This window comes from Candidatus Binataceae bacterium (assembly GCA_036495685.1).
GTDB lineage: Bacteria > Desulfobacterota > Binatia > Binatales > Binataceae > JAFAHS01.
The window spans coordinates 1-23,360 of the sequence record DASXMJ010000212.1; the positions used below are offsets into that span (position 1 = coordinate 1).

Genomic DNA, 23,360 nt, shown 5'->3' on the forward strand with positions numbered 1-23,360 from the left:
GCCCCCCATGCCGGAGGACTGTCCCGCCAGGCCCGGAGGGTTATCTCCACCGCCATCGAGCTGGCGACTTCCCCCCCTTCGTAGCCGCCTACGCCATCGGCAACGGCGAACACTGCATTGTGGGCGCTTTCGATCAGATGACCGCAGGAATCCTCGTTGTGCGAGCGCTTGGTACCGACATCCGAGAGCGCTGCCAAATCAAAGGCCAGCGCTTCGGGAGCGGAACTGGACGGGCTCAGAGGCGGTTGGTTAGCACTCACCGGTGGTTGGGGCCGCACAGGATAGCAGAAAAGATCAGGGGCGAACGACGCATCTCCCACGCCGCTCGCCCCTTGGGTTAGTCAATCAAGCGAGCTCAGGCCGGTCTGGCGGCCAGAATCGTCTCCTTGCCACGCTTGCGGGAATTGCGGGAGAAGTAGATAGCCCCATAGATACCCCACACGATCGAGATTCCCACTGCCATTAACGGCTCCTTCACGCTGCCCAGGCCCATGAGCGGACCAATGATGTAAAAGGCCATGCAGGCAACATTGGCGACCGCGCCGAACACGGGAATGGCCATGTGTTTGAGCCCGTGGAACATGTCATGCTCTCGATATGCCACTATACAGATGATGTTGGTGAGTCCGTAGACCGCAAAAGTCCCGAAGTTGGAGATCAGAGTCACCAGGGCCAGCCCGTTCGGCATCGCGGTGAGTGACGCGTTGGAACTCATGCCGAAAGCGTACCAGATGTTGTGCGGCAGAGTGGCGATGGTCTTATCGTCGGGAGCTGAGGCGCCGGCGAAGAAGTAGATGGCCGCGTAGCCACCGAGGATCGCCGAGATAACTGCGAGGGTCCAAATCGCGCGATGCGGGGTCAGGTTATCGCCGTGCAGGAAGCCGAAGTGCTCAGGAACTTCCGCGTCACGACCCATCGCATAGGTGACGCGCGCTCCGGTGTTAATGCAGCTCAGGGTCGTGCCAATCAGGGCGAGAAAGACGGTCAGCGCTGTGACCAGCATGAAGGCTTCGCCGTGTCCACCCAGCAGCACATTGCCGATGATGGTACACATGTCGCCGATCGGTGCCGCCGATCCCTTGGCGTCTGCAAGGCTGTACGCGCTGCTCATGAAGTAATTGGCAGCAAAGTACTCGATCATGTAGCAGAACAGTCCTTGAATGGTCAGCGAAAGAAGCACGCCGCGCGGAATGTCGCGGGTCGGGTTTTTCGCTTCTTCACCCAGGGAGGTAACCGACTCGAAGCCGACCAAGAGGAAGATCGCGATAGTCGCCTGCAACATGACAAAGCTGAAGTTATGCGGCGCGATGACTGAGAAGGCGCTGGGGTGCGAAGGAGCGTCGCCGGCAAGGCCGTAGTGCAGCACCTTGGTGGTCCCGTCCAGTAGCATGCCCGTGGACCCAGCCGGGTGGCCCAGCCGGTAGGCGATCGCGAGCGCCGAGAAGAACAGCAGGGCGATGATCTGGATTCCATTGATGGCAATGTTGACCATCGTGGATCCATTCACGCCGCGATAGGCGATAAAGGCGACCACGAACGAAAAAATCACCGCGATGAGGGCCATGAAGACCGGACCCGGAATCGCGGAGTTCATCGTGCCCGGCGCCACGGTGCCCACGATGTAGCCGATCATGATGCCCATGGTCGCGACCATCGCGCCCGGATAGACCCAGTAGTAAAGGTGCGACGCCCAGCCGATCACGAACTTGGCAATGCGCGCGAACCGATATGCGTGAGTCTTGCTCAGAAAGGCCTGTTCGGCGAAAAAGTAGGAACTGCCCGCGCCTGGGTAGAGCTTGGCCAGCTCCGAGTACGATACGGCGGTAGCGTAAGCGAGCATCAGCGCCGCGAAAATTCCCGCCCACATCGTAGTCCCCGAGGGGAATGCGTAGCCCGCCTGGACGACGAAGGTGATCCACAAAAACGCACCCGGCGCAATCAGCGCCATGGCGTTAACCGTTACGCCGGTAAGTCCCAGCGTCGGTATCATCTTGGCTTCGGATTTCTCTGCCATCTTTCCTCCTTGCTCCAGCTAGTGTCTTGCTCTATCCATCGCAAGTTCTAGCCATGACCATACTGGTGGTCGTTCGGGCCTCCTCCGCAAGAAGGATGCCATTGCAAGGTCTTAAAAATGCAAAATGAAATGGTAATGGTGAGAGAGCGCCGCGCCCGCCGTTGCCTATGCGTCAGGCAGACGCCCGCCGGATGGTCATCGTTTTGAAAGCTAGTCGTCGGTCAGAGAGCAAGACGGCACGCCACAATCGTGTCTAGTTGAACACGTCCGCAGACGCGGTTGTGCTCAGACTGCGGCCTCACCGTGCTCGTCTGTGCGGATGCGAATTACATCAAGGATGTCGGAAACGTAGATTTTGCCGTCGCCGATTCTGCCGGTTCGTGCGCGCCGCAAGATCGCCTCAACCACCGCGTCCGCCTGCTCGTCGCGGACGATCACTTCCAGCTTGACCTTGGGTTTGAAGTCGATGATGTACTCGGAGCCGCGATACAACTCGGTCCGACCCTTCTGTCGACCGAATCCCTTAACTTCGTAGGTGGTCAGACCGCTGATACCGACCCGCTCGAGCTCGGCGCGGACCGCGTCCAAGGTGAACGGCTTAATGATCGCTTCGACCTTTTTCATGCGGGCCTCGCTCAACCTCGCAAATTGGGTGCCGCGCATTAGGCTAGCAATGAGTATACCCGTCGCTCACCGCATGCACGCGCACTGAGCATCGGCCAATCTGATAGTCATCAATTCATCGAACCACCCGCCGTGGTTTCGGCGGGGGCGCGACGGGACGAGGAGGTGGCGCTACGGCGAAGCTCGCCCCATCGAGTCCCGTTGAGGTCTTTAACACGGGCAGCGACCAACGGCGGTGGCCTGGCGCCTAGGGCCTGCCGACCGGCCTTGGGGCAAGCTCCGTGGCCAATCGAACGCGCTCCACAGTCTGTCAATAGCTCCACAAGGAGAGCGAAGGAAAAGCATCCTGGCCGTCTGCACGGACTACGAACCCATCGGCGACCAGTCTTTTTTGCGTCGACCCTTCCCACCCCCCGGAACTTAGCCCGACTGGCCCGACCCCGGGTCAGTCCCTGCGATGGCGATTTTTTCCTTAGCCGGTGCGCCCGCCGACCATACCTGTCGTTCAGCTACACGGCTGCTACGCACCTGTGGTATACACCGGGTCGATCAACCTTAGGAGATAAATGCGGACATGGCTAATCGTTTGTCGTCGGCGCAAGTGACCGCTCTGTACGAGAAACTCAGCAATTGGGGCAGATGGGGCAAGGAGGATCAGCGTGGCGCACTCAACTTTATCACCGACGCCAAGCGCGCCGCGGCAGCGAAACTAGTCAAGAGTGGCGAGGCGGTTTCCCTGGCCTTGCCGCTTGCGACCATCGCGGCGGCCGACAACCCCACCCCGGTGACTCACCTGATGGTGCAGGCGGGTTTCGATTCGCACGAGATGCCGCTCCCCTATGCGGGCGACTACTTCGCGATCGCTCCACACGGGATGGCCAACACTCACCTCGACGCACTTTGCCACGTTTTTTACAAAGGCAAGATGTACAACGGGTTCGACGCGGGGGAAGTCGGCTCGCATGGCGCGAATCGATGCGCTATCGATGTGGCGCGCGCAGGCATTATCGGCCGCGGCGTGCTGCTCGATATTCCGAAGGTGCGCAAAGTCGATTGGATTGAGCCAGGCGACAGGATTTTCCCCGAAGAACTCGACGCGGCAGAGCGTGCCCACGGCGTCCGCGTCGAGGAAGGCGACGTGCTTCTCATCCGTACCGGCCGTTCCGCACGACGCAAGGCCAAAGGCGGGTGGGACCCGATGCGAGTGGGTCTGCCCGGACTCGATGCAACCTGCCTGCCGTGGCTCCACGAGCGCAAGATTGCGGTGCTGGGCTCCGACAGCGTCAGCGACGTGACCCCGAGCGGCGACCAGGAGCATCCCCTGCCGATTCACGTCGGCACCTTGGTCATCATGGGAATTCATCTGATTGATAATGCCGACTTCGATGCGCTCTCGGCCGCCTGTGCCAAAGCGGGCCGCTACGAGTTCATGTTCTCACTGTGCCCGCTCATTCTCGAGCGGGGTACCGCCTCGCCCGTGAACCCGATCGCAATCTTGTAGGCCGTGGGTTCACGGCGCGGTCGAGAACGCGCACTTTGACGTGGAGAATTCACATGAAAGCTGACTCTCTGGTTATCGACTGCGATGGTCACATCCTGGAGCCGCCGGATCTGTGGGAGAAATACATCGACCCCAAGTATCGCGAGCGCGCGATGCGCATACGGGTCGGAGACGACCGGTTTGAGTATCTGGAAATAGACGGGAAGCGCGCCAAGATGACTGCGCCCGGCCTCCTAGGCTCGTTGGGCGGCATGGGTAAGCGAGTCGAGGAAGCGAAGCGTTTGCGCGAAACGGCGATGCGTGGCGGCGCCACACGTCCGGAGGACGTGCGCGCGGTACAGCCCAAGCCCGAAGATACCTATCTGAAAGGTGCAGCCTTCGGCACCATGGTTATGAAGGAACGCCTCCAGCTCCTCGACGAGGAAGGCATGCAGAAAGCGCTGCTCTACCCCACCATCGGGCTTCTCTGGGAAGCGGAATTGTTCGATGCCGAACTCTCAAGCGCCTATTGCCGCGCATACAATCGATGGATCGCAGACTTCTGCCGCGACTCCGGCGGACGGCTCGTTCCGATCGCCCATCTGTCGCTGGGCGATCCTGCGGAAGCAGCCGGTGAACTTAGGCGAGCGGTTGAGGACGGATGCAAAGGGGCTTTCGTATGTCCATTCACCATCACCCGGATACCGCATGGCGACCCGGCTCACGATGCGGTGTTCGCGGCCGCGCAAGACCTCGACGTGCCGCTTGCGATTCATCCGACCTTCGAACCGGTAGCGTTCGGAATTCATCATCGTTACGACAATTTCCAATGGGCCGCGTGGTATTTCGATCTGTTTGCCGGGCAGGGCGTCCAGCATGCGTTCGGGACCTTCTTTCAGTTTGGCGTGTTCGATCGCTTTCCGAAGCTGCGCGTCATAGTGCTCGAATCGCAGGCAGGATGGATTGGATATTTTCTCGATCGCGGCGACGCGATCTTCAACGGCACGACCTTAGGGGCGACGGTGCGGCTTAAGGAAAAGCCGTCGTACTACTTCAAGCGGCAATGCTGGATCTCGGCCGACCCAGACGAACGAACCATCGCGTCGCTGATGCCGCTCGTCGGTGAGGACAAGTTCTTCTGGGCAAGCGACTACCCGCATCCTGATCATCCTGGCAACTACCTCGAAGAACTGCAGGGAATGATCGCTTCGATGGCGGACTCGGGCAAACGTGCGGTCCTCGGCGAAAACGTGGCTAAGGTTTACCGCGTCTAAGCCGCAGACCTCGATTCCTCTCCTTCGGCATTAGCTGCGGCGCCTCGCACGCGCTGGTTTCGAAGGCCGAGGCGCGCCGCTCGCTGAGGGGTCGGAAGAATCCTGCGTTTCACGGAAATTCACCGAAGCTCGGTTTTCTCGCATCGCCGGGCACGCCCTCTTCCGGGCGGAGAGAGTTTACGACCGGACCGCCTCGCTGCAACCCGGTCGACCACTAGCGGCGGGTGGCGCGCTAGTTCTTGAGCCCGGGCACCATCGCTTCAATCTTGATGGGAATCTCAAACGAGACTTCCTGCGGCAGCTTGCATATGCTGTCGTTGCACTCCTGAAACCTGAAAGTGCCTGCGATCTTGCTGGTGCCGGGTTTCACCCTTCCACTGACTACAATGCTGCCTCTGCCCTGAAACGAGCCTTCATAAACCGGCAGAGTTTCGCCCAGCGCTTTGAATTCGAGCGGCACTGCAGGTGGCAAAGCGATGGATTGCTGCGCAACCACGTCGCCCGCGAAGATCAAACTCGTCGCCACATAGTTTTCTGGTAAGGGTTGGCCGTAGATGTGCCATCCGGGTGCGATCGCGATGTCCACCGCGACCCCCAGTTCCTGGCCGGGTGCAGCCTGAGCGCTCGACAGCGAGATTTTCGCCTGTACGTCTTCAGCGCCTATACTCACCGACGCCTGGTCTCCGACCACGTTGAAGTCGGCGAGCAGAATTCCCGATGCGGTCGGACGTGTCTGATAGTTGGGCAGGAAGTACTTGTCTTTCACCGTTCCGTCCGCGGCGAGCACATAGTCACCCGGGAACGGGATGCCATAGAACATGTTGCCCTCGGGAATGTTGGTATTGAGAATCCCGAACTTTCGGATCACCGCGCTGCCCGGATCGGAGAGCAGCGGATAGCTTATCTGATGCGCATCGGCAAATCGCTTGAGGGTGGCCTTTGAATCATAACTGACCGCGGCTACTCCCAGACCTGCCTTCTGCAAGGCTGGAGGTGACTGTTGCAGCTCGACGAGCTGGGTGCGGCAGAACGGTCACCAATCGGCGCTGCGGGTGAAAACCAGCAGCATTCCTTTGGGTCCCATCAGGTCGTGCAGAGTCAGCCGCCGCCCGCTTTGATCCTCGAGCGCGAAGTCCGGGACCTTGCTGCCGACGGCAGGGCCGGTCTTAAGATCGGCGTTTTGCAAATCGACGAATTTTTTGAATTCGGCGGGATCGATCTTTTCTCCCGATCCCATTTTTTTGAGAATGCCATTGATCAATTCTGTGTTGTCCATAGGCGTGTCCTCCTGAGCGGCCGACCCACGCGCCGCGCCACCGGGCATCAGCAACCACAGGCCGACTACCGTGGCGAAGACTATCTTTGCACACCAGAAAGATCGACGCATGGTTCATCCAAACGCAAGATCGGCATCCGGATCGCAACTGCGAGCCGGTCGGAAAATCACAAAGGGCGGCCGCCATGCTTAAAGCAGCCGGCTGGAGCCTGGCCTAACTACGGCAGCATGCCGGCCTGAATGACGGTTGACTCGGTCTGCGGCGGAAGGCGCGGCGGCTGCTTGCGCTTCATCGCCTTTTCCAGGATTGGGGCGAGCCGCTCGGACTTCTCCCTGGCGAGCTTTTCCTCGCGACTCTTGAAGTCAGGCAGAACCTTTTCCGCAAAAAGGTTGAGCGACGAACAGATGTCCTCGTGTTTATTGTTGCCGGCCTGGGAAATAAACACCACCTGATCGACGCCAACTTCTTCATATTCGTGCAGGCGTTTGCGGATGAAATCCGGCGTACCGACGCAGGCGTGGTCGCCGCCCGCTCCCGGAATATTGATCGGGTGGCGCCGGTAGTTCTGCCAGATGTTGGTCTTGCCGGGCTCGTGCCGGCCGAACACGTAGTGATGGCCGAGCGCGTAGGAGAAAAACTTGAGCCCGTCTTCGCCCATCGCCCGCGCCCGCTCCTGGTCAGGATCACACATGAAGCCGGTCACGATGGCGATGTTTGCATTGATCGCGTGGCCGATCGGCTCGCATTCATTTTCGAGCGTGGTGTAGTAGTCGTTGACCCACTGGCGCGCCTCGTCCGGCGTTACGAACGCAAAGGTCAGCGCGCCGATCCCGAGCTTGGCGGCGAGGTGGATGGTTTCGCGGCGTGAACATGCGACCCACAGCGGAGGATGGGGCTTCTGCACCGGCTTGGGCACCACGTTGCGCACCGGCATCTTGAAGTACTTGCCCTCGTGTCCGAGGAACGGATCTTCGACGAACATCCGTGCAATCGCGCCCAGCGACTCCTGCCACATGTCGCGCTTGTCCGCGCGCGGAATCAGGAAGCCGCCAAGTTCCGCTTCGGCCGAAGATTCCCCGGTCCCGAACTCGACGCGCCCGTTGCTGACCAGGTCCAGCGTGGCGATCCGCTCCGCGACTCGCGCTGGATGGTTATAGCTGGGGGGCAGCAATACGATTCCGTGCCCGAGCCGGATGCGCTTGGTGCGCTGACTGCACGCGGCGAGAAAGATTTCCGGGGCGGATGAATGTGCATATTCCTCAAGAAAGTGATGCTCGACTTCCCACATGTGGTCGATGCCGAGTCGGTCGGCGAGCTCGACCTGGTCGAGCGCGTCCTGAAACAGTTTCAGTTCCTGGCCCGGCGTCCAGGGACGCGGCAGTTGATGCTCATAGAAGGTGCCGAATTTCATGATGCGGGGACGTTGCTCCTTGGGATGTGCTGCTACGGTCGAGCTTTCGCGCCGTCGACAAACAGCGTCCGCTCGACCATATCGATGACTTCATGCTTGCGATGTTCGATGGATTTCGGATCGAACAGGTTGACGTTCCACAGCCGCTTCACCACTGCTGCGGTCGTGAAGTAGCCGGTGATGATTGAATTCAGGGTCTGCAGAAAATTGAACGAATCCAGCTCCGACCGGAAGGCACCTTCGCGCTGCCCGCGAAAGATAAAGTTCACCCCGAGCGCGTTGAGCGGCGGCAAGCGGCGCTTCATCACGGTCCGCCCCACGCCGCTTTCGTCGGCGAATTCCTTCCACAGCAGTTTCATCGCATCGGGCTTGCGCGCAATGAAGTCGATCGAATCGGCGATTGCCTTGCGCATCTGCTCCTGTGGCCCTCCCGGGCTCGCCATGACCAGGCGCGCCGAATCCTCCATCGCGTTGAAAATCTGGTCCAGCACCGACAGATAAAGCTGCTGCTTGGAGGGAAAATGATGCAGCAGGGAGGGCGCCTTGATGCCGATGCGCTTGGCGATATCGCGCAGGCTGGTACCCCGATAGCCGCGATCCGAGAACAACGAGAGGGCGACCTGCAACACCCGATCGCGGGTGTCCAGACCGCGGCTGAGGGGAACGACCCGGGTGGCAAGACGATGGCTCCGGGAACTCTTCATAGGGGCTCTGGCCGGTCCCCATCGTATCTAACGCTCGTTAGGTAGTCAAACCTGTGTGGCCACTGGGCACATTCTCCTCTTTCACTTTCAACCGTAGTAGAAGTCGTGGTGAGAAACACCATCCGGAGGGTCCTGCGATGCCCGATCTGCATTGGAAGCCGGCCTACGAGCTGGCCGCCATGATTCGCCGCCGCGAGCTCAAGGCGGCCGAACTGATGGCCGTGACTATCGCACGGCTGGAAAAGGTCAATCCCAAGCTCAACGCCTTCGTGGCGCTGCGCGCCGAGCAGGCGATGGATGAAGCGCGCGCGCTGGACGAGAAAATCGCGCGTCGCGAAGAGGTCGGTCCCCTAGCCGGACTGCCGCTGGGCGTGAAAGACCTCGAGGACGCGGCCGGACTGCCCACCACCTTCGGCTCCAAGCCGTTTAGGAACAATCGGCCGGCGGCCGATTCGGTTCAGGTCGCGCGGCTCAAGGCTGCCGGCGCGATCGTGCTGGGCAAGACCAACGCTCCCGAGTTTGGCTACACCGGCTTCACCAAGAACCTGCTGTTCGGCGTGACGCGAAATCCGTGGAATCTGGAGCGCACCCCGGGGGGCTCTTCGGGCGGCAGTTCTGCCGCCATTGCCGGCGGTATCGTTCCGCTGGCAACCGGGTCTGATGGCGGAGGCTCGGTGCGGATTCCCGCCTGCTACACCGGATGCTTCGGGATCAAGTGCAGCAACGGCCGAATACCCAGCGACCCGACGCTCGGGATGATCCCGTGGAACGACACCTCGGTCCTCGGGCCGCTGACGCGAACGGTCCGCGATGCGGCTCTATACCTCGATGCGACCGTCGGGTACCATCCGGCCGATCCGGACTCGTTGCCGCATCCGGGGGTTTCCTATGCGGCGATGCTCGATCGACTTCCCCGCAAACTGCGAATCGCGTTTCATCCTGACTTTGGCGAACTGGTGCAGCGCGACGTTGCGCGCGAAGTTGCCCGAGCGGTCGATGTGTTCAAGGCACTGGGTCACGAAGTCTCGGTCATCGACGATCGCCTCCCCGAGGTCGGCCGGGACTGGCAACGTCTCGGTGCGACTCAAGGCTACGCGATGCTGCACGAGATGATCGAGGAAAATCGCCGTGACTTCGGGCGGGCCTATCTGTCAGGACTGGAAGCCGCCAACCATATCAGCTGGCGCCACTACGGCGCCGCGTATCGCCATCGCAATGAGCTGAACGAATGGTGCAAGCGCATCTTCGCGCGTTTCGATTTGCTGATGACCCCTACGTTGCCCACTGAGGCGTTTGCCGCCAAGGGTCCACCCCCCAGCGAAATCGATGGAAAGCCGGTCCGCGATGTTATGGCAGTTGTGGCGTTCACGTTCCCATTCAACATGAGCGGGCATCCCGCCTCGTCGGTGCGGGCAGGACTGACGGACGCCGGTCTGCCCGCCGGCCTGCAAATCGTCGCGGAGCGCCATCACGAGGACCTGGTGCTGCAGGCCTCTTTCGCGTACGAACAAGCGCGGCCGTGGCAGGATGAATGGCCTGAGATCTAGGACGCCGAATCCGCGGTGGGGGGACGACCAATCAGCGCAGCCTGTTTAGCTACGCAAATTGCCTATGCACCGCTGCGAACGCGCGCTCGGTGACCTCGAGCGTTTGCTTGATGTCCTCCTCGTTGTGCGCTGCGGAAATGAACCAGTTGTGGCGCGGCGCCAGATAGACGCCGTTAAGTGAACACTCGCCGGCAAACACTTTCATACGGTCGTGACGGCCGCCATCGTCTTTGAAGGTCATGTATGGAATCGCGGGCGGTCCCGAGTAGGTCACTTCCAACGCCGCGCTGCGCGCCTGCGCGAGCATGCCGTCGCGCAGCTTTTCCCCGAGCATCCGCATCCGCTCGATTCCGTTGGCCGCCTTAAGCTCCTTAAGGCACGCCAGGGCAGCAGCCATCGGCACCGCGCTGGTGAAATAGGAACCGGTAAAGAACACCTCCTGGGCGGCCTGCTTGAGACTCTCGCGGCCAAGGCAAGCGGAGAGCGGATAGCCGTTAGCGATCGCCTTGCAATAGGTCGTCAAGTCCGGACGGATACCGAAGAATTCGCCCGACCCTCCGAGATGCAGCCGAAACCCCGCGCGGACATCATCCAGGATCAAAACAATTCCGTTCCGATCGCAGAGCTCCCGCACGCCGGCAAGAAATCCTTCGACCGGAAGCTCGCTGTCGTGACCAGCATCGTGGCGGAACGGCGACAGGACGACTCCGGCGATTTCGCCCTGGTTTTCAGCCACCGTGTGGCGAAGGCTTTCCAGCTGGTTGAAATCAAAGTACACGATGTTCGCCCGGTCTTCCGGCGTCACTCCGCCCGGCGCCGGCGTGCACCATGCGTGGGTCCCGTGATAGGCGCCCGAGCACATGGCAATCTTCTTTCGTCCCGTCGCATGACGAGCGACCTCGGTCGTCCAGGTGCACACGTCCGACCCGTTCTTGGCGAACACCGTCCAATCCGCGCACGGCGTGATCGAAACCAGGTATTCGGCCAGGTCGACCCACAGCGGGCTCGGGGCGTTGAAACAGTTGCCGAGCTCTGCCTGGTGGCGCGCCGCTTCCTCAACCCGGGGATGGCGATGGCCGAGCACGATCGGCCCGTACGAGCACATGTAGTCGATGTACTCGTTACCATCGACATCCCAGATGTGGGAGCCCTCGCCGCGCGCGAAGAACGAGGGGAAGGTCCCCCTGGTCAGCATGATCGGATTCTGATGACCGTAGATTCCGCCGGGCACCACTTTGCGCGCACGCTCCATGAGGGCGTTGCTCTTTTCGAATGTGTAGGTCTTCACCGCAAATCCTCCGCTGCGTTTCAACGCCGACTATGGTCCGAGCGTTCTACCTCGCTGCGCGCAAGGCAAGCACAGACCCGGTTCTAGGGGAAAGTCAGACCAGGCTCTCAGAATCAGTGACGGTAAGTGGTCTGGGTAACCGTACCGAGCGTCGGAATTGCGCCTACGCGGGTTAGTTCTTCGCGCAGCTTGGCGCGTGAGAGGGGTTTGGAGAGAACCGCAGATGCCCCCAGTTCGTAGCTCTGGGCGATATCGCGATCGTACATCGAACTGGTGACCACAAACAGCGGGATGCTCGCGCAGACTTCACTTCCCCGTATGGCTGTGAGCACCGAGAAGCCGCCATTCTCGGGTAGCCTGAGATCGACGAAAAATAAATCGGGACGGTCGGACTCGGTGAAGCGCGGGATCATCTCGAGTGCTTCTTCCGCGCTCTGCGCGTGGAGCATCTCGATCGCGTCGCCCAGCACCTGGCGCATAACCGTAAGCGCAATGAACACGTGGTCGGGATTGTCCTCGACCAGAAAAATCCGTACACCTGAAGCCGCTGGGTCGTTATCGTCGTTGTCCATAGTCCCTGCTTGTGAAGATGCCTGATGGAAGCACTCCACTCTCCCTGAAAACGCCGGACTTGAAAAGAGGAATTTGGATCGCAGCCGGCCTGCCTTAAGTGGTCGGACCGCGACTAGTATGCGGTAGTAGTATTTAGCTGCGCAAATTTAGCTCTTGTCTAACGGCTGGAAGGCTAAAAATTTTTCCCCAGAGTCCCATTTGGCCACACCCGAGCAGCGATCCAGCGGGGCTGACCCCACCGCACCGGCACGGTCGCGCGCGGTCGCCGGGATGACTAGAATTCGCCATGGTTGCCTCCCTCTCTGGAGACAGAAATTCCTCTCGCGCCGCCCACCACCGTAGCTAGGCGGCGTTGGGAGAGAAAGGTCCACGATCGCATTGCTCGAACGTATCTTTGGCTCGAAACTGTTCAACCATCCGCTGCTCCAGAGATATACCCGGCTGGTCCACGAGGATCTGGCGGCAACCTATTCGCGCGACATCCAGAAGTGGCTCCTGGTGGCACCCCTAATCGGGGTCGCAACCGGCCTAGTCATTACAGTCATCAACCTGCTCATCCTGGAACTGATCTGGGCGCGGGCATTGCCCGCGTATCTGCAACATCACTGGATGATCGTACCCGGGTTGCTGGTAGGGTTTCTGGTGACCGGGCTCATCATGCAGTTTTGCACCCCCGATCCGGACCAACATTCCACCGAGGAGATCATCCGCTCGTACCATGACCACCAGGGCGATATCGATATTCGCCCTTTCTGGTGGAAACTGCTGGCCGCGGTGACGACGGTCAGCTCGGGCGGAAGCGCCGCGATGGAAGGTCCGAGCATTTACGGAGGAGGGGCGATCGGATCTTGGCTGTGGACCAAGCTGCGGCGGTTTGGACTCGAATCGCGCGACCGGCGGATCATGTTGATCAGCGGCGCCGGAGCGGGAATGGCGGCGGTGTTCCGTGCCCCGCTCACCGGCCTGGTCTTCGCGATGGAAATGCCTTACAAGGACGACCTCGCACACGAGGCATTGCTGCCCTCGCTGATCGCATCCGTGGTCTCCTATGCCACCTTGGTCACTCTGGTAGGAAGCGAGCCGCTGTTCGGTTTCTCGGGCACGACCACCTTCGAGGCGATCGACCTGCTATGGTCCGCTCTCCTCGGCATTGGGATTGGGCTTATCGCGCTCGTCTTCGACATTACCTTTCGCCGGGTTCGCGAGTTCTTCGTCGCCAGCCGCATGCCGCACACCGTGAAACTGCTGCTCGGCGGCTTGGGAACCGGGTTGTGCGGTCTCGCGTTCGTGTCCGTGTTCAACAACGGTCTCATCCCCATCGGGCCCAACTACGAGGCGGTACGCGCCGTGCTGAATTCATCGTACCCGTCTCATGTGTTGATCTATTTCGCGATCCTGAAAATGGCTGCGTCGATCTTCTCCATCGGGTCGGGCGGCGTCAGCGCCATCTTCGTGCCGCTGCTGTTGGTCGGAGGATGCATCGGGAGCGCGTTTGCGCAAACCGTCGTGCACACCGGTACGGTGGACCTGTACGCTGCGGTCGGGATGGCGGCATTTATAGCCGCAGGCTACAAGACTCCGCTCACGGCGGTGGTCTTCGTGGCAGAGACCACTGGCGGTCATTCGTTCATCATCCCGAGTCTAATCGGCGCGGCGATCGCCTACGCGGTGTCGGGAGAAGCCTCGGTCTCCGGCGATCAGCATTTTCAGGAACTCGCAAAACTCGAGGGACTCAGCAACGTTCCGGTGCGGAAAGTCATGCAGAACCGCGTGGTAACCGTGCAAGCGGGTGCGACGGTGCGAGAGTTCGTGCAAAGTATCGCCATTCACCACGAGCATACGGTCTATCCGGTACAGGATGGCTCGCGGGTAGTGGGACTGGTGTCGCTCGCGGTCTTGGGATCGACCCCGTCGGAAAAATGGGATTCCACCACCGTCCGGGCGATCGCCGATTTGACGCCGACGTTCGTCTATGAAGACTGCGACCTGATGGAGGCATTGCGGCTGCTCGCGCGGGAGAAGCCGGATCCGATGCTACTGGTAACCGCCACCGACGGGGCGCTGACCGGGATCGTGACCAAGACCGACATTCTGCGCGCGGTCGAGAGCAGTCACGGGAGCCAAACCGCCGATTCGGATCACTGAGCGGGAGCGGCTGGCGCGTGACGAAGCCGAACGCGGGACACCGTCAGATCTCTCCGCTGTAGTCGTCGATATTCTGAAACGCGTACGGCAGAAAGCTTTTCGCATCCACCGTGCCGATGCGCTTGGCCTGCGCATACACGTCACCCTCCGAATAGACCGCACCGCGAAATTCCAGGATCTCCAGATCGGTCAGGGGATCGTGATGCGACGGTTTGAAGGTGGCTTTGCCCGGTCCGCGTTTTACGACTCGCAATTGGGTCTCGAAGTGCGCTTGCACAATGATCGGATCGAACTCCAGGCCGCGGCCGTCGGCTGAATGCATGAATTTGAAATGAAACCGATCGCTGGTCGCGGGACCGTCGATCGAGAGGTTTTCGGTGAGGCGCGCCTCGACCGAGAGGTACGGAATTCCGTAACGTTCCACCACCCCGCGAGTAACGTCGCCGTCACTTTCGAGCCGCACTCTCCCCTGCTTCTTCGGCTCACCAAACAACTCCCGCCCGAAGATGATCGCGACGTCTGTGGACATCGGCATGGCCAGGCAATAGTCCGCCTCGATTCCCTGGTAGCGTGCACGAATGTCGACCCACCCGCCCGCAAATGCGCCGACGCAGTTGGATCGTCCGAACGCGCCCACCCCAACTGAAACCAGTGGATCTCCCGCCGGCTCAAGGGGCGGAGGCAGAACTGCGCGAATTAGTTCGGGGCGGGTAAGGTAGGTTACTGTGAGGGTCCTGCCGTCCAGGAAAGCCGGGTGAGCAAGCCGCTCTTCTATGGTTTCAATCTCCTCGGGCGTTTTGACCCACTTGGTGTTAGTCATGGGCACCTCCGCGGCGAACTCCAACGCTACTAGCATCGCGCGGGATCGAGCGCCAATGGTGCAAGGCGGGATGCCCGAGAGGTCTCGCTCGTTGCGGGCGGGCCGTAGGCCGGGCTCAGGGGATTGTCATTTCTATGAAGGCGCGATGTTTCGCGCGCCCGAACAGCGTCGAGAAGAATTTCAACACCGTCACCTGCCAGCCGTACTTGCTTTCCAGCGCCTGCTGCACTCGCTGGATGAGCGCACCATCATCGATGCGTCTCCCGTGTCCCTCCGCCCATTCACCGCGCACCTCGCCGCGCGCGTCACAGGCGGCCAGCCGGATTCGATCGTTTGCCTTAAGCCGTTTCATCTTGACTGAGGTGCCATTGGTGACGGCGTAGAGCTTGCCGTCGTACGCGGCCACCCAGATGGGCGTGGGCACTCCGTTTCCGTTGCGACGAAAGGTAACCAGGCTGACGTAACGCTCGGTGGCGAGTTCCTGGAGTGATGGACCAGTCATCCTACTGAAACTTCGGCATCACGCGTTCGGCGAACAGACGCATTGCGGCAAGCACGTTTGCGTGACCGGCTATGCCCCCGGTCTCAAACCAGCACACCAGTCGGGTAAAGCCGAAACGCTCTTTCAGCGCGGCGATCTTGTCGGCGATATACTCTGGTTCGCCCATCGCTCCCATGATTTCATCGACCTGCTCGTATTCAATCGTGCGCAGCCGTTCGCGTACCTTGGCGAAATCCGCCTGCACTCCGGGAACCTGCGCCTCTGGCTCTATGATCTCGCCGGCGGATTTGAAGTAGTTGCGCAGACTTGGTTCGAATTGAGCGCGCACCGACGCGCGATCCCGCCCGGGAAAGGTGAGAAGCAGACCGGCGAACCAGTCGTCAGGACGGGCGCGGCCCGACTCGGCGAGTGCGCGCTCGTAGATCGCGAGCCGCTCGCCAAGCACCGGAAACGGGTTGACCGGGCCACCGGCGAAAATCCGATAAGCGTTGGTGCCGGCATACGCGAAGGTGTCGGGGCTGTTCGCGGCAAGTCGAATCGGAGGATGGGGACGCTGAATCGGTCTGGGCACCACCTCTATGCCTTCCACCTGGTAGTGACGGCCGCGAAAGCTGAGCCGCTCCTGCGTCCATGCGGCGCGCACCAACTCCAGGCCTTCCTCGAACAACCCGCGGCTGTCGGGCATGGGTACGCCATAGCCGCGATAGTTCATCGCAAACGCGCCCCGGCCTGCACCGAACTCGACACGGCCCCCGGAGATCACGTCGAGCATCGCGGTCTCTTCCGCCAGGCGCAGCGGATGGTGCAGCGGCATCAGGTTCACTGCCACGCCGAGGCGAATCCGCGCGGTGCGCTGGGCAATGGCCGCGTGCAGCAGCATCGGCGCGGGCATCATCGAAAAATGCCGAGCGAAATGAACCTCGGCCAGCCAGATCGTGTCGAACCCTAGCTGGTCGGCCGCGACCACCTCTTCGATCAATTCGGTGTAGCGCGCGGGGGTGCGCTGGGTATCGGCCTGAGGCAGCTGATAGAAGAGGTCGAACTTCACTCGTGTGCTCAGTACGCGCTCAGCTGGGCGACGCGTTCGCGGTAGTAGGCCGGGGAACCAAGATAGGACTCATTGAAGCGCGCGCGCTTGAACCACAAATGAATATCATGCTCCCAGGTAAACCCTATGCCACCGTGCATCAGCACCGCGCGGTCCGTCCCGCGGCTGTATACCTCGCACAGCCGCGCCTTTGCCATCGCCGCAGCGCGGGGTGCTTCCTTAGGCATCGCATCCAGCGCGTGGGCCGCGTACCAGACCAGAGAGCGCGCGGGCTCGAGGTCTGCGACTATCTCGGCGGCGGCATGCTTGAGGGCCTGAAACGATCCGATCGGCTTGCCGAATTGCTCACGGACCTTGGAGTAGTCGACCGCCATGTCCAGCGCACGCTGCGTGCCCCCGAGCGAGTCCGCGGCGATTGCCACCGCACCGACGTCGAGGATCCGACGGTGCAGCGATTCGCCTCCCGAGAGCTGCTCGGCGGCGGCGGCGCCGAAGTCCACCAACCCGAACCGGCGGGTGAGATCCAGATGCCTAAGCCGGTTTAGGATGACGCCGCTTGAGTGTGTGTCGACCAGCGCGAGCGACCGGCCCGCTTCGCCCCGCACCGACACCACTACGAAGTCAGCGAGGTTCGCGTAAGGCGCGAAGACTTTGCTGCCGCTAAGCCGGCCATCCTTCGCGAGGGTTGGGATGCGGTCGCTGGTTTCGGCAATTGCGACTGTGCCGATCGCTTTGCCCTCCGCGAGCACGCCCAGCCACTTTGCCTTCATTTCTTCCGAGCCTCCACGCACGACCGCTTCGGTAGCGATCGCCGCGGAGAACAGAAACGGTCCGGGCATGGCGGCGTAGCCCTGTTCTTCGAGCAGCACTGCCATGTCGAGCATACCCAATCCGGCTCCGCCAAACTTCTCGGGCACGATCAGGCCGGTCCATCCGAGCTTCGCAATCTCCCGCCACAGTTCTGGCAAGGTACCGTCGTCACTCGCCATCGCCCTGCGCACCGCCGGGGTCGGGCATTCGGCCGCGAGCAGTTCGCGCGCGCTGGTTTTCAGCTGCTGCTGTTCTTCGCTGAGTCCGAAATCCATTTTGCTACCGCGACTTGGGCATCTTGAGGCCGCGTTCGGCGATGATGTTCTTCTGAATGTGTGAGGTTCCACCGCCGATCACGAGACCCAAAGAAAACATCCACTCGTACGGCCAGTAGCCTTTGTCGACCACGCTCGGTTCGTCTCGAGCGAGCATCGAATCGTCGCCCATCGCTTCCATGGCTGCGGTCGCCAGATCGTGGTTCAGTTCGGTGCCGACCAGCTTGTTGATCATGGCTTCGATTCCCGGCTGGCGACCACGAATCTGGTCGGTGAGCTGACGCATCGCATGCAACCGCATCGCCTCGACCCGGATCTGGAGGTCGGCCAGACGCTGGCGAAAGACCGGATCTTCGCTGAGCGGGTGCCCGTTGCGCTGGATCGATTTAGCCAGCGCCCGCAGGCGATTGAAGCGCTGCTCGCTGCCGCTGGCCGAACCGAGCATGTTGCGCTCGTGAAACAGCGTCGCGTTGGCGACGATCCAGCCCTCGTTAAGCTTGCCGACCAGGTTCTTGCGCGGCACGCGAACGTTGTCGAAGAAGACCTCGTTAAAGCCGCGATCACCCGTCATCTGTACGAGCGGGCGCACCGTCAGACCAGGCGAGTGCATGTCTATAAGAATGTAGGAGATGCCCCGGTGTTTGGGGGCTTCGGGGTCGGTGCGCACCAAGCAGAACATCATGTCGGAGTATTGCGCACCGGAGGTCCAGACTTTCTGACCGTTGACGACGAATTCGTCGCCGACAATCTCGGCCCGGGTTCGCAGCGATGCGAGATCCGAACCGGACCCCGGCTCGGAATAGCCCTGGCACCAGATCTCTTCGGCGGTCAGGATCTTCGGCAGGTAGCGTTTTTTCTGCTCCTCAGTTCCCCATGAGATCAGCGTGGGTCCCAGCATGCCGAGGCCGGAACCGCCTATCAAGTAGGGCGCCTTCGCGCGCACCACCTCGTCGTTAACGATCGACTGGCGGACCGGTTCCAGCGCCTGCCCGCCAAATTCCTTCGGCCAGGCCATCGCGACGTATCCGGCCTCGTAGAGTTTGCGTTGCCACTCCTTGGCGCGGGCCAACCAGGCCTTGTCCTCGCGCCCCTCGCGACCGTCGCCGAGTCCGCTCTTGGGTATGTTTTCCTCGAGGAAGCGCCTGACCTTGATCCGGAATTCATCTTCTTCAGGCGTGAAATTCAAATCCATGTGAAACTCCTACGGCACGAGTTCCGTGGCATCCGCGTCAGCATAGTCGAAAAGCGCTCGCGTCGGAAAACCCGCCGCCGAGAACCCTTTGATGGCCTGGATCGGGCTGCTAGAGTTGGAAAACTGGGTGACTCATTTCTTGGCTTACCGAGGCCGCGATTTCTAATGTCGACAACCATCACGAGCGAGTGCATCAACTGCGGTGCGTGCGAGCCCGAGTGCCCGAACACCGCGATTTATGCGGGCGGGGTTGAATGGGAACTCAATGGTCAGAAAAGCCCTGCCATCGCTCAGGACATCTACTACATCGTTCCTTCCAAGTGCACCGAATGCGTTGGCTTTCACGACCACGAAGCGTGCGCGGCGGTGTGCCCGGTCGACTGTTGTGTTCCAGACCCGGCCAACCCCGAGACCCAAGGAGTACTCCTGGCGCGCGCACGCACCCTGCACCCCGAATTGAGCATTCCCGACGACGCGCCTTCGCGATTTCTCAAAGAGGGCGGCGCTGCGCCAGCGGCTGCTCCCACTGCGGAAGCCAACGGCGCTGCGGTCGCGCCCGCACCATCACTGGCTCCCGCCCCGGCAGTCAAAGCCGCACCGCCCGCGCCCACGGCCGCCGCCGCGGATGGGGAATACGATCCGATCGCGTGGGAAGTTCCGGTGGTGTGTAAAGACTGCAACGAGCCATTTACGATTCCATACCGCCATTTCCAGGCGGGAGTGGTTTTCTATTGTCCATCATGCTCCGGTTCCTACGTGCCAAAGAGCACGATGGTGCGGGTGGTTCGCGAGACGTTCGAGAACTTCTACGGACGGCGACGCGCGGAGCGCGAGTCGCTGGAAAAGCGTCAACGGCGCGACCAGAATGCGCTCGAGACCAAGCAAGCCGCGGAGATGGAAGCATTCAAGAAACGTCTTCAGGAGCTGGGTAACGAGCTAAAGCCCGCGGGCAAGATGGTTCGCCCCAAGGGCATCGCCTCCATGTTCAGCTAAGAGCGGACGCGGGCCCGACACTTTCGTTTTGGTGTGGTCGACGCACCGCACCCTCCGCCGAAACAACCGGACAAAGGTGGGGTGGTGCTCAGTTCTCTTCGGTGATTTCGTAGCCGCTGCGGCGAAGATGCGCGTGGATCTCCGCGATGTGGCCGGGACCGCGCGTTTCCAGCTCCAGCACCACGTGCGCCTTGCCGATCGGGACGTCGCGACGAGTGCGATTGTGATCGATCGAGCGCACGTTCGCCCCGGTATTGCCGATCGCGTCCGCAAGCCTGCCCAGCTCTCCTGGCCGGTCGCGCAGATTGATTGCGATCCGATAGAGGCGCCCAACTTTCGTCAGACCGTGCCCGATGACCCGGTCGAGCAAAGTGATATCGATATTGCCTCCGCTTATGACCACTACGATTCGTTGGCCGCGAAGCTCCTCAGCGATCTTGATCGCGCCCGCCAGCGCCGCCGCGCCCGCGCCCTCCGCCAGCAGCTTCATCCGTTCTAGCATCAGGAGCAGCGCCTCACCGATTTCGAAATCATCGACGGTTACCACCCGTTTCACGCGCCCGCGAATCAATTGAAAAGGAATGGCACCAATTTTCCCGGTGGCGAGCCCGTCGGCAATCGTATCGACTGGCTGGCCGACTGATGCGGGCGCATCGGTGGAGAGGCTGGCGCTCAGTTGTGCCGATCCCGCGGCCTCGACCCCGATTACGCGCGTTTCAGGCATCTCCGCCGTGGCCGCAACCGCGATACCTGCCAGCAGCCCGCCGCCTCCGGTCGGCACAAACACCACATCGGGTTTCAGCCTCTCGGCAATTTCGAGCCCGATCGTTCCCTGCCCCGCGATGACGTGCGGGTCGTCGAATGCATCGACAAAGATTGCTCCTGATTCAGTACAGATTCTTTGCGCCACGCGGCGCGCTTCCTGATAGTCGCTGCCTTCCAGCACCAGCGTCGGGCCGTAGCTGCGGGTCGCGAGGATTTTCGCGATCGCGGCCGTGGTCGGCATCACGACGGTGGCTTTGACGCCCGCACGCGAGGCCGCGTAAGCGAGTGCCTGCCCGTGATTGCCGGCTGATGCGGCGATCACACCGCGGCGCTTATCCTCCGGCGAAAGCGCCGCGATGCGATTGTAAGCACCACGAATCTTGAACGAGCCGGTCTTCTGCAAGTTCTCCGGCTTGATGAATACCTCCCCGCCGATCAAGTGGCTGAGAGTTTCGCTTCGGATTAGCGGTGTTGGTTCGGCGATTCCGGAGAGACGCCGGCGCGCAAGTTCCAGGTCATCGAGGGTGACGGTCATGGAGGGTGCTCAAGCTTTGCGCGCATGCGCACCGGGGCTCAGTCGAAAGTCACGCGCGATCCCGAGCGCATCGCCTTCGAACTCGACCGCGCGGCAGTCGCCGCTGGCGTAGTCGAGATCGAGAAGCAGGTTTCGCACCGCGCGGGGCTTGACGCTGCGAATCAGCTTCGCGATCTCGCCGCCGTCACTGGCCGCAATGGCCGCGATCTCGGCGACCTCGAGCTTGCTTTGACGGATGAACTCGCGGGCCCGGTTTTCGGTGGAAAAGGCCAGCACATTTGCCCACGGGGAGCCGGTTTCCTGAAAGACGATCAGCGCGCCGGTGGAATCAAGCAGGAAATGAAGTTCCTTGGGGTCGGTCACGATTCAAGCGCTTTCCACTTTCAGCGCACCCGTGCGGATGGCAGCCGCGCGCTCGCGGACCAGCGCCGGATACGTGTGGTAGTGCTCACCGCCAAGGCGCAGGAACGATTCGACGTCGACGTCTTCGAGCTCCAGTTGGGAAATCGCCTTGTCGGCGTCGTCGCGCGAGGCGGCGCCGCGGATGAGATCATAGATGACGCGCCCTTGCTCCGATTGAAAATCCTCGCGGGGCGGAACCAGTTCGGCAGGGAGCTTGCCGCCGTGATAGTGGTCGAGGATATAGCGCAGGGCCTTGAGTTCGTGGCGCAGAATGTCGATACGTTTGAGGGTTTCACGTGGCATCGACAAGGAGCTTATCGCCGCCTCTCGCAGCGATCCAACCCTCGGGTGCCTCCGACTGCGGCACCGGATTGATTGCGCCAGGTTCTTGGTCCGCTTATGACATTTCCATTCGATGAACGCCGTTTCGGAATTTTGGTTACCACCCAGTGCCAGCGCCGACAGCAAGCGCCTGCTCCTCACGCGCGGGCTGCGCGGATTTGCGGACGGCGCGGTCAGCGTGCTGCTGCCCGGCTATCTGAGCGCGCTCGGGTTCAGCTCCTTCCAGATTGCCGCCATCATCTTCGCAACCTTGACTGGGTCCGCGGCACTGACGCTGTGGATCGGATTCGCGGCAAATCGCATCGGTCGGCGGCACGTGCTGCTGGCTGCGTGTGCGCTGATGTTCGCGACCGGGGCGGGATTTACTCTGGTAACCTCCTTCTGGCCGCTCTTTGTGGTCGCGTTCGTAGGCACCCTTAACCCGTCGGCAGGCGACGTGAGCCTGTTCCTGCCGGTAGAGCAGTCCGCACTGGCGGAGACCGTGAAGACTCGCGATCTGACCGCGATTTTCTCCCGCTATAACGTGGCGGGAGCGTCTGCGGGGGCGCTGGGCGCCCTGGCGAGCGGCCTCCCGGCACTGCTCGCTGGGCGCTTCAATCTTGATCGCGCGGCCACCTTACGCCTGGGCTTCGTCGCATATTCGTTAATCGCGATTGCCGCAGCACTGGTGTATCGCACGCTGACTATTGCGGTGGAAACTTCGCCGCCCGCTCAAGCCGCCGCTCCGCTCGCGAAAGCACGCAGGATAGTTCTCCACCTCTCCGCGCTGTTCAGTCTCGATTCATTCGGTGGCGGCTTTGTCGTGCAGTCGCTCCTGGCGCTGTGGCTGTTCCGTCGATTCAACATGTCGATCGCTGCCGCGGGGTCTTTCTTCTTTGTTGCGGGGCTGCTCGGCGCCGCCTCGCAACTGGCTTCCTCGTGGCTTGCCGCGCGCATCGGAAGGATTAACACGATGGTCTTTACCCACATTCCCGCCAACGTGTTCCTGGTTATCGCGGCGCTCATGCCAAATCTTCACCTCACGCTGCTGTTTCTTCTTTTGCGGTTCGCGCTCTCGTCGATGGACGTGCCCGCGCGGCAGTCGTTCGTGATGGCGGTGGTGCCGCCGGAGGAGCGTGCGGCGGCTGCGAGTGTCACCAACGTGCCCCGCAGTCTTGCTACTGCGCTTGCGCCGCTACCCTCGGGTGCGCTTCTCGACTATTCGACCTTCGGATGGCCGCTGGTGTGCGCCGGACTACTAAAGATCACCTACGACGTGCTGCTGCTCTCGCAATTTCGGGCGATACGACCCACGGATGAGATGGAATGAGTTTTTATGTGGCGCTCTCGTCCGCATGGG

General features: G+C 61.4%; 23 protein-coding genes and 1 pseudogene. 6 read left to right on the top strand and 18 right to left on the bottom strand.

Annotated features, from left to right (window positions below; genetic code table 11):
* The 3 genes from VGI36_19525 to VGI36_19535 all read right to left on the bottom strand — a co-directional run.
* A partial coding sequence (locus VGI36_19525) for a protein phosphatase 2C domain-containing protein (GenBank protein ID HEY2487340.1) occupies positions 1-197 on the bottom strand: 197 nt, incomplete at its 3' end.
* A gap of 158 nt (positions 198-355) precedes the next feature.
* On the bottom strand, positions 356-2,014 hold the full coding sequence (locus VGI36_19530; protein ID HEY2487341.1) for an APC family permease: 1,659 nt from the start codon (positions 2,012-2,014) through the stop codon (positions 356-358).
* A gap of 285 nt (positions 2,015-2,299) precedes the next feature.
* Complete coding sequence (locus VGI36_19535; protein ID HEY2487342.1) at positions 2,300-2,638, bottom strand: P-II family nitrogen regulator; 339 nt, start codon at positions 2,636-2,638, stop codon at positions 2,300-2,302.
* Positions 2,639-3,212: 574 nt separating this feature from the next.
* Between VGI36_19535 and VGI36_19540 the strand changes: the two genes are divergently transcribed.
* Complete coding sequence (locus VGI36_19540) at positions 3,213-4,139, top strand: cyclase family protein (protein ID HEY2487343.1); 927 nt, start codon at positions 3,213-3,215, stop codon at positions 4,137-4,139.
* A gap of 53 nt (positions 4,140-4,192) precedes the next feature.
* The gene (locus tag VGI36_19545) at positions 4,193-5,392 is read left to right on the top strand and encodes an amidohydrolase family protein (GenBank protein ID HEY2487344.1); all 1,200 of its coding nucleotides are present in this window, start codon (positions 4,193-4,195) and stop codon (positions 5,390-5,392) included.
* 232 nt (positions 5,393-5,624) lie between these two features.
* Here VGI36_19545 and VGI36_19550 read toward each other — a convergent pair whose 3' ends face one another.
* The 5 genes and pseudogenes from VGI36_19550 to VGI36_19570 form a co-directional block, all read right to left on the bottom strand.
* Complete coding sequence (locus tag VGI36_19550; protein ID HEY2487345.1) at positions 5,625-6,158, bottom strand: protein-disulfide reductase DsbD domain-containing protein; 534 nt, start codon at positions 6,156-6,158, stop codon at positions 5,625-5,627.
* A pseudogene (locus VGI36_19555) lies at positions 6,141-6,413 on the bottom strand (redoxin domain-containing protein). The gene VGI36_19550 and the pseudogene VGI36_19555 overlap by 18 nt, the downstream one beginning before the upstream one ends.
* A 12-nt stretch (positions 6,414-6,425) precedes the next feature.
* Entirely contained in the window at positions 6,426-6,779 is a 354-nt protein-coding gene (locus VGI36_19560; GenBank protein ID HEY2487346.1) for a hypothetical protein, read from the bottom strand.
* Positions 6,780-6,886: 107 nt separating this feature from the next.
* Positions 6,887-8,080 carry an LLM class flavin-dependent oxidoreductase gene (locus VGI36_19565; GenBank protein HEY2487347.1) on the bottom strand — a complete coding sequence of 398 codons (1,194 nt, stop codon included), beginning with the start codon at positions 8,078-8,080 and terminating at the stop codon, positions 6,887-6,889.
* Positions 8,081-8,112: 32 nt separating this feature from the next.
* Positions 8,113-8,784 carry a TetR family transcriptional regulator gene (locus VGI36_19570; protein ID HEY2487348.1) on the bottom strand — a complete coding sequence of 224 codons (672 nt, stop codon included), beginning with the start codon at positions 8,782-8,784 and terminating at the stop codon, positions 8,113-8,115.
* A 137-nt stretch (positions 8,785-8,921) separates the two neighbouring features.
* On the opposite strand from VGI36_19570, the gene VGI36_19575 reads away from it, so the two are divergent.
* Complete coding sequence (locus VGI36_19575; GenBank protein ID HEY2487349.1) at positions 8,922-10,331, top strand: amidase; 1,410 nt, start codon at positions 8,922-8,924, stop codon at positions 10,329-10,331.
* Positions 10,332-10,380: 49 nt separating this feature from the next.
* Here the strand turns inward: VGI36_19575 and VGI36_19580 are convergent, their stop codons facing one another.
* Together VGI36_19580 and VGI36_19585 are read right to left on the bottom strand one after the other, a co-directional pair.
* Positions 10,381-11,619: an aminotransferase class III-fold pyridoxal phosphate-dependent enzyme gene (locus tag VGI36_19580; GenBank protein HEY2487350.1), complete on the bottom strand. Its 1,239-nt coding sequence runs from the start codon at positions 11,617-11,619 to the stop codon at positions 10,381-10,383.
* Positions 11,620-11,732: 113 nt separating this feature from the next.
* Positions 11,733-12,191, bottom strand: coding sequence for a response regulator (locus tag VGI36_19585; protein ID HEY2487351.1), 459 nt, complete (start codon positions 12,189-12,191; stop codon positions 11,733-11,735).
* Between the two features lie 379 nt (positions 12,192-12,570).
* Between VGI36_19585 and VGI36_19590 the strand changes: the two genes are divergently transcribed.
* Positions 12,571-14,337 (top strand): chloride channel protein, encoded by a 1,767-nt coding sequence (locus VGI36_19590; protein HEY2487352.1) that lies wholly within the window; start codon positions 12,571-12,573, stop codon positions 14,335-14,337.
* A 43-nt stretch (positions 14,338-14,380) separates the two neighbouring features.
* Here the strand turns inward: VGI36_19590 and VGI36_19595 are convergent, their stop codons facing one another.
* The 5 genes from VGI36_19595 to VGI36_19615 all read right to left on the bottom strand — a co-directional run bounded on the left by VGI36_19595 (position 14,381) and on the right by VGI36_19615 (position 18,984).
* Positions 14,381-15,157 (bottom strand): acetoacetate decarboxylase family protein, encoded by a 777-nt coding sequence (locus tag VGI36_19595; protein HEY2487353.1) that lies wholly within the window; start codon positions 15,155-15,157, stop codon positions 14,381-14,383.
* A 115-nt stretch (positions 15,158-15,272) separates the two neighbouring features.
* Positions 15,273-15,659 (bottom strand): PPOX class F420-dependent oxidoreductase, encoded by a 387-nt coding sequence (locus tag VGI36_19600; protein HEY2487354.1) that lies wholly within the window; start codon positions 15,657-15,659, stop codon positions 15,273-15,275.
* A gap of 1 nt (position 15,660) precedes the next feature.
* Positions 15,661-16,707, bottom strand: a complete 1,047-nt coding sequence (locus VGI36_19605; protein ID HEY2487355.1) for an LLM class flavin-dependent oxidoreductase — start codon at positions 16,705-16,707, stop codon at positions 15,661-15,663.
* 8 nt (positions 16,708-16,715) lie between these two features.
* On the bottom strand, positions 16,716-17,792 hold the full coding sequence (locus tag VGI36_19610) for an acyl-CoA dehydrogenase family protein (GenBank protein HEY2487356.1): 1,077 nt from the start codon (positions 17,790-17,792) through the stop codon (positions 16,716-16,718).
* A gap of 4 nt (positions 17,793-17,796) precedes the next feature.
* Positions 17,797-18,984: an acyl-CoA dehydrogenase family protein gene (locus VGI36_19615; protein HEY2487357.1), complete on the bottom strand. Its 1,188-nt coding sequence runs from the start codon at positions 18,982-18,984 to the stop codon at positions 17,797-17,799.
* Between the two features lie 165 nt (positions 18,985-19,149).
* On the opposite strand from VGI36_19615, the gene VGI36_19620 reads away from it, so the two are divergent.
* Positions 19,150-19,977 carry a 4Fe-4S dicluster domain-containing protein gene (locus VGI36_19620; GenBank protein ID HEY2487358.1) on the top strand — a complete coding sequence of 276 codons (828 nt, stop codon included), beginning with the start codon at positions 19,150-19,152 and terminating at the stop codon, positions 19,975-19,977.
* Positions 19,978-20,065: 88 nt separating this feature from the next.
* On the opposite strand, the gene ilvA is transcribed toward VGI36_19620, so the two are convergent.
* The 3 genes from ilvA to VGI36_19635 are packed head-to-tail and all read right to left on the bottom strand — an operon-like array spanning position 20,066 to position 21,982.
* A complete protein-coding gene (ilvA, locus tag VGI36_19625; GenBank protein ID HEY2487359.1) occupies positions 20,066-21,277 on the bottom strand; it encodes a threonine ammonia-lyase in 1,212 nt (403 codons plus the stop codon).
* A gap of 9 nt (positions 21,278-21,286) precedes the next feature.
* Positions 21,287-21,640 (bottom strand): hypothetical protein, encoded by a 354-nt coding sequence (locus VGI36_19630; protein ID HEY2487360.1) that lies wholly within the window; start codon positions 21,638-21,640, stop codon positions 21,287-21,289.
* A 3-nt stretch (positions 21,641-21,643) separates the two neighbouring features.
* Positions 21,644-21,982: a hypothetical protein gene (locus tag VGI36_19635; GenBank protein HEY2487361.1), complete on the bottom strand. Its 339-nt coding sequence runs from the start codon at positions 21,980-21,982 to the stop codon at positions 21,644-21,646.
* A 112-nt stretch (positions 21,983-22,094) separates the two neighbouring features.
* Here VGI36_19635 and VGI36_19640 point away from each other — a divergent pair, with 112 nt between their 5' ends.
* Positions 22,095-23,330, top strand: coding sequence for an MFS transporter (locus VGI36_19640; protein HEY2487362.1), 1,236 nt, complete (start codon positions 22,095-22,097; stop codon positions 23,328-23,330).
* The last annotated feature ends 30 nt before the right edge of the window (positions 23,331-23,360 follow it).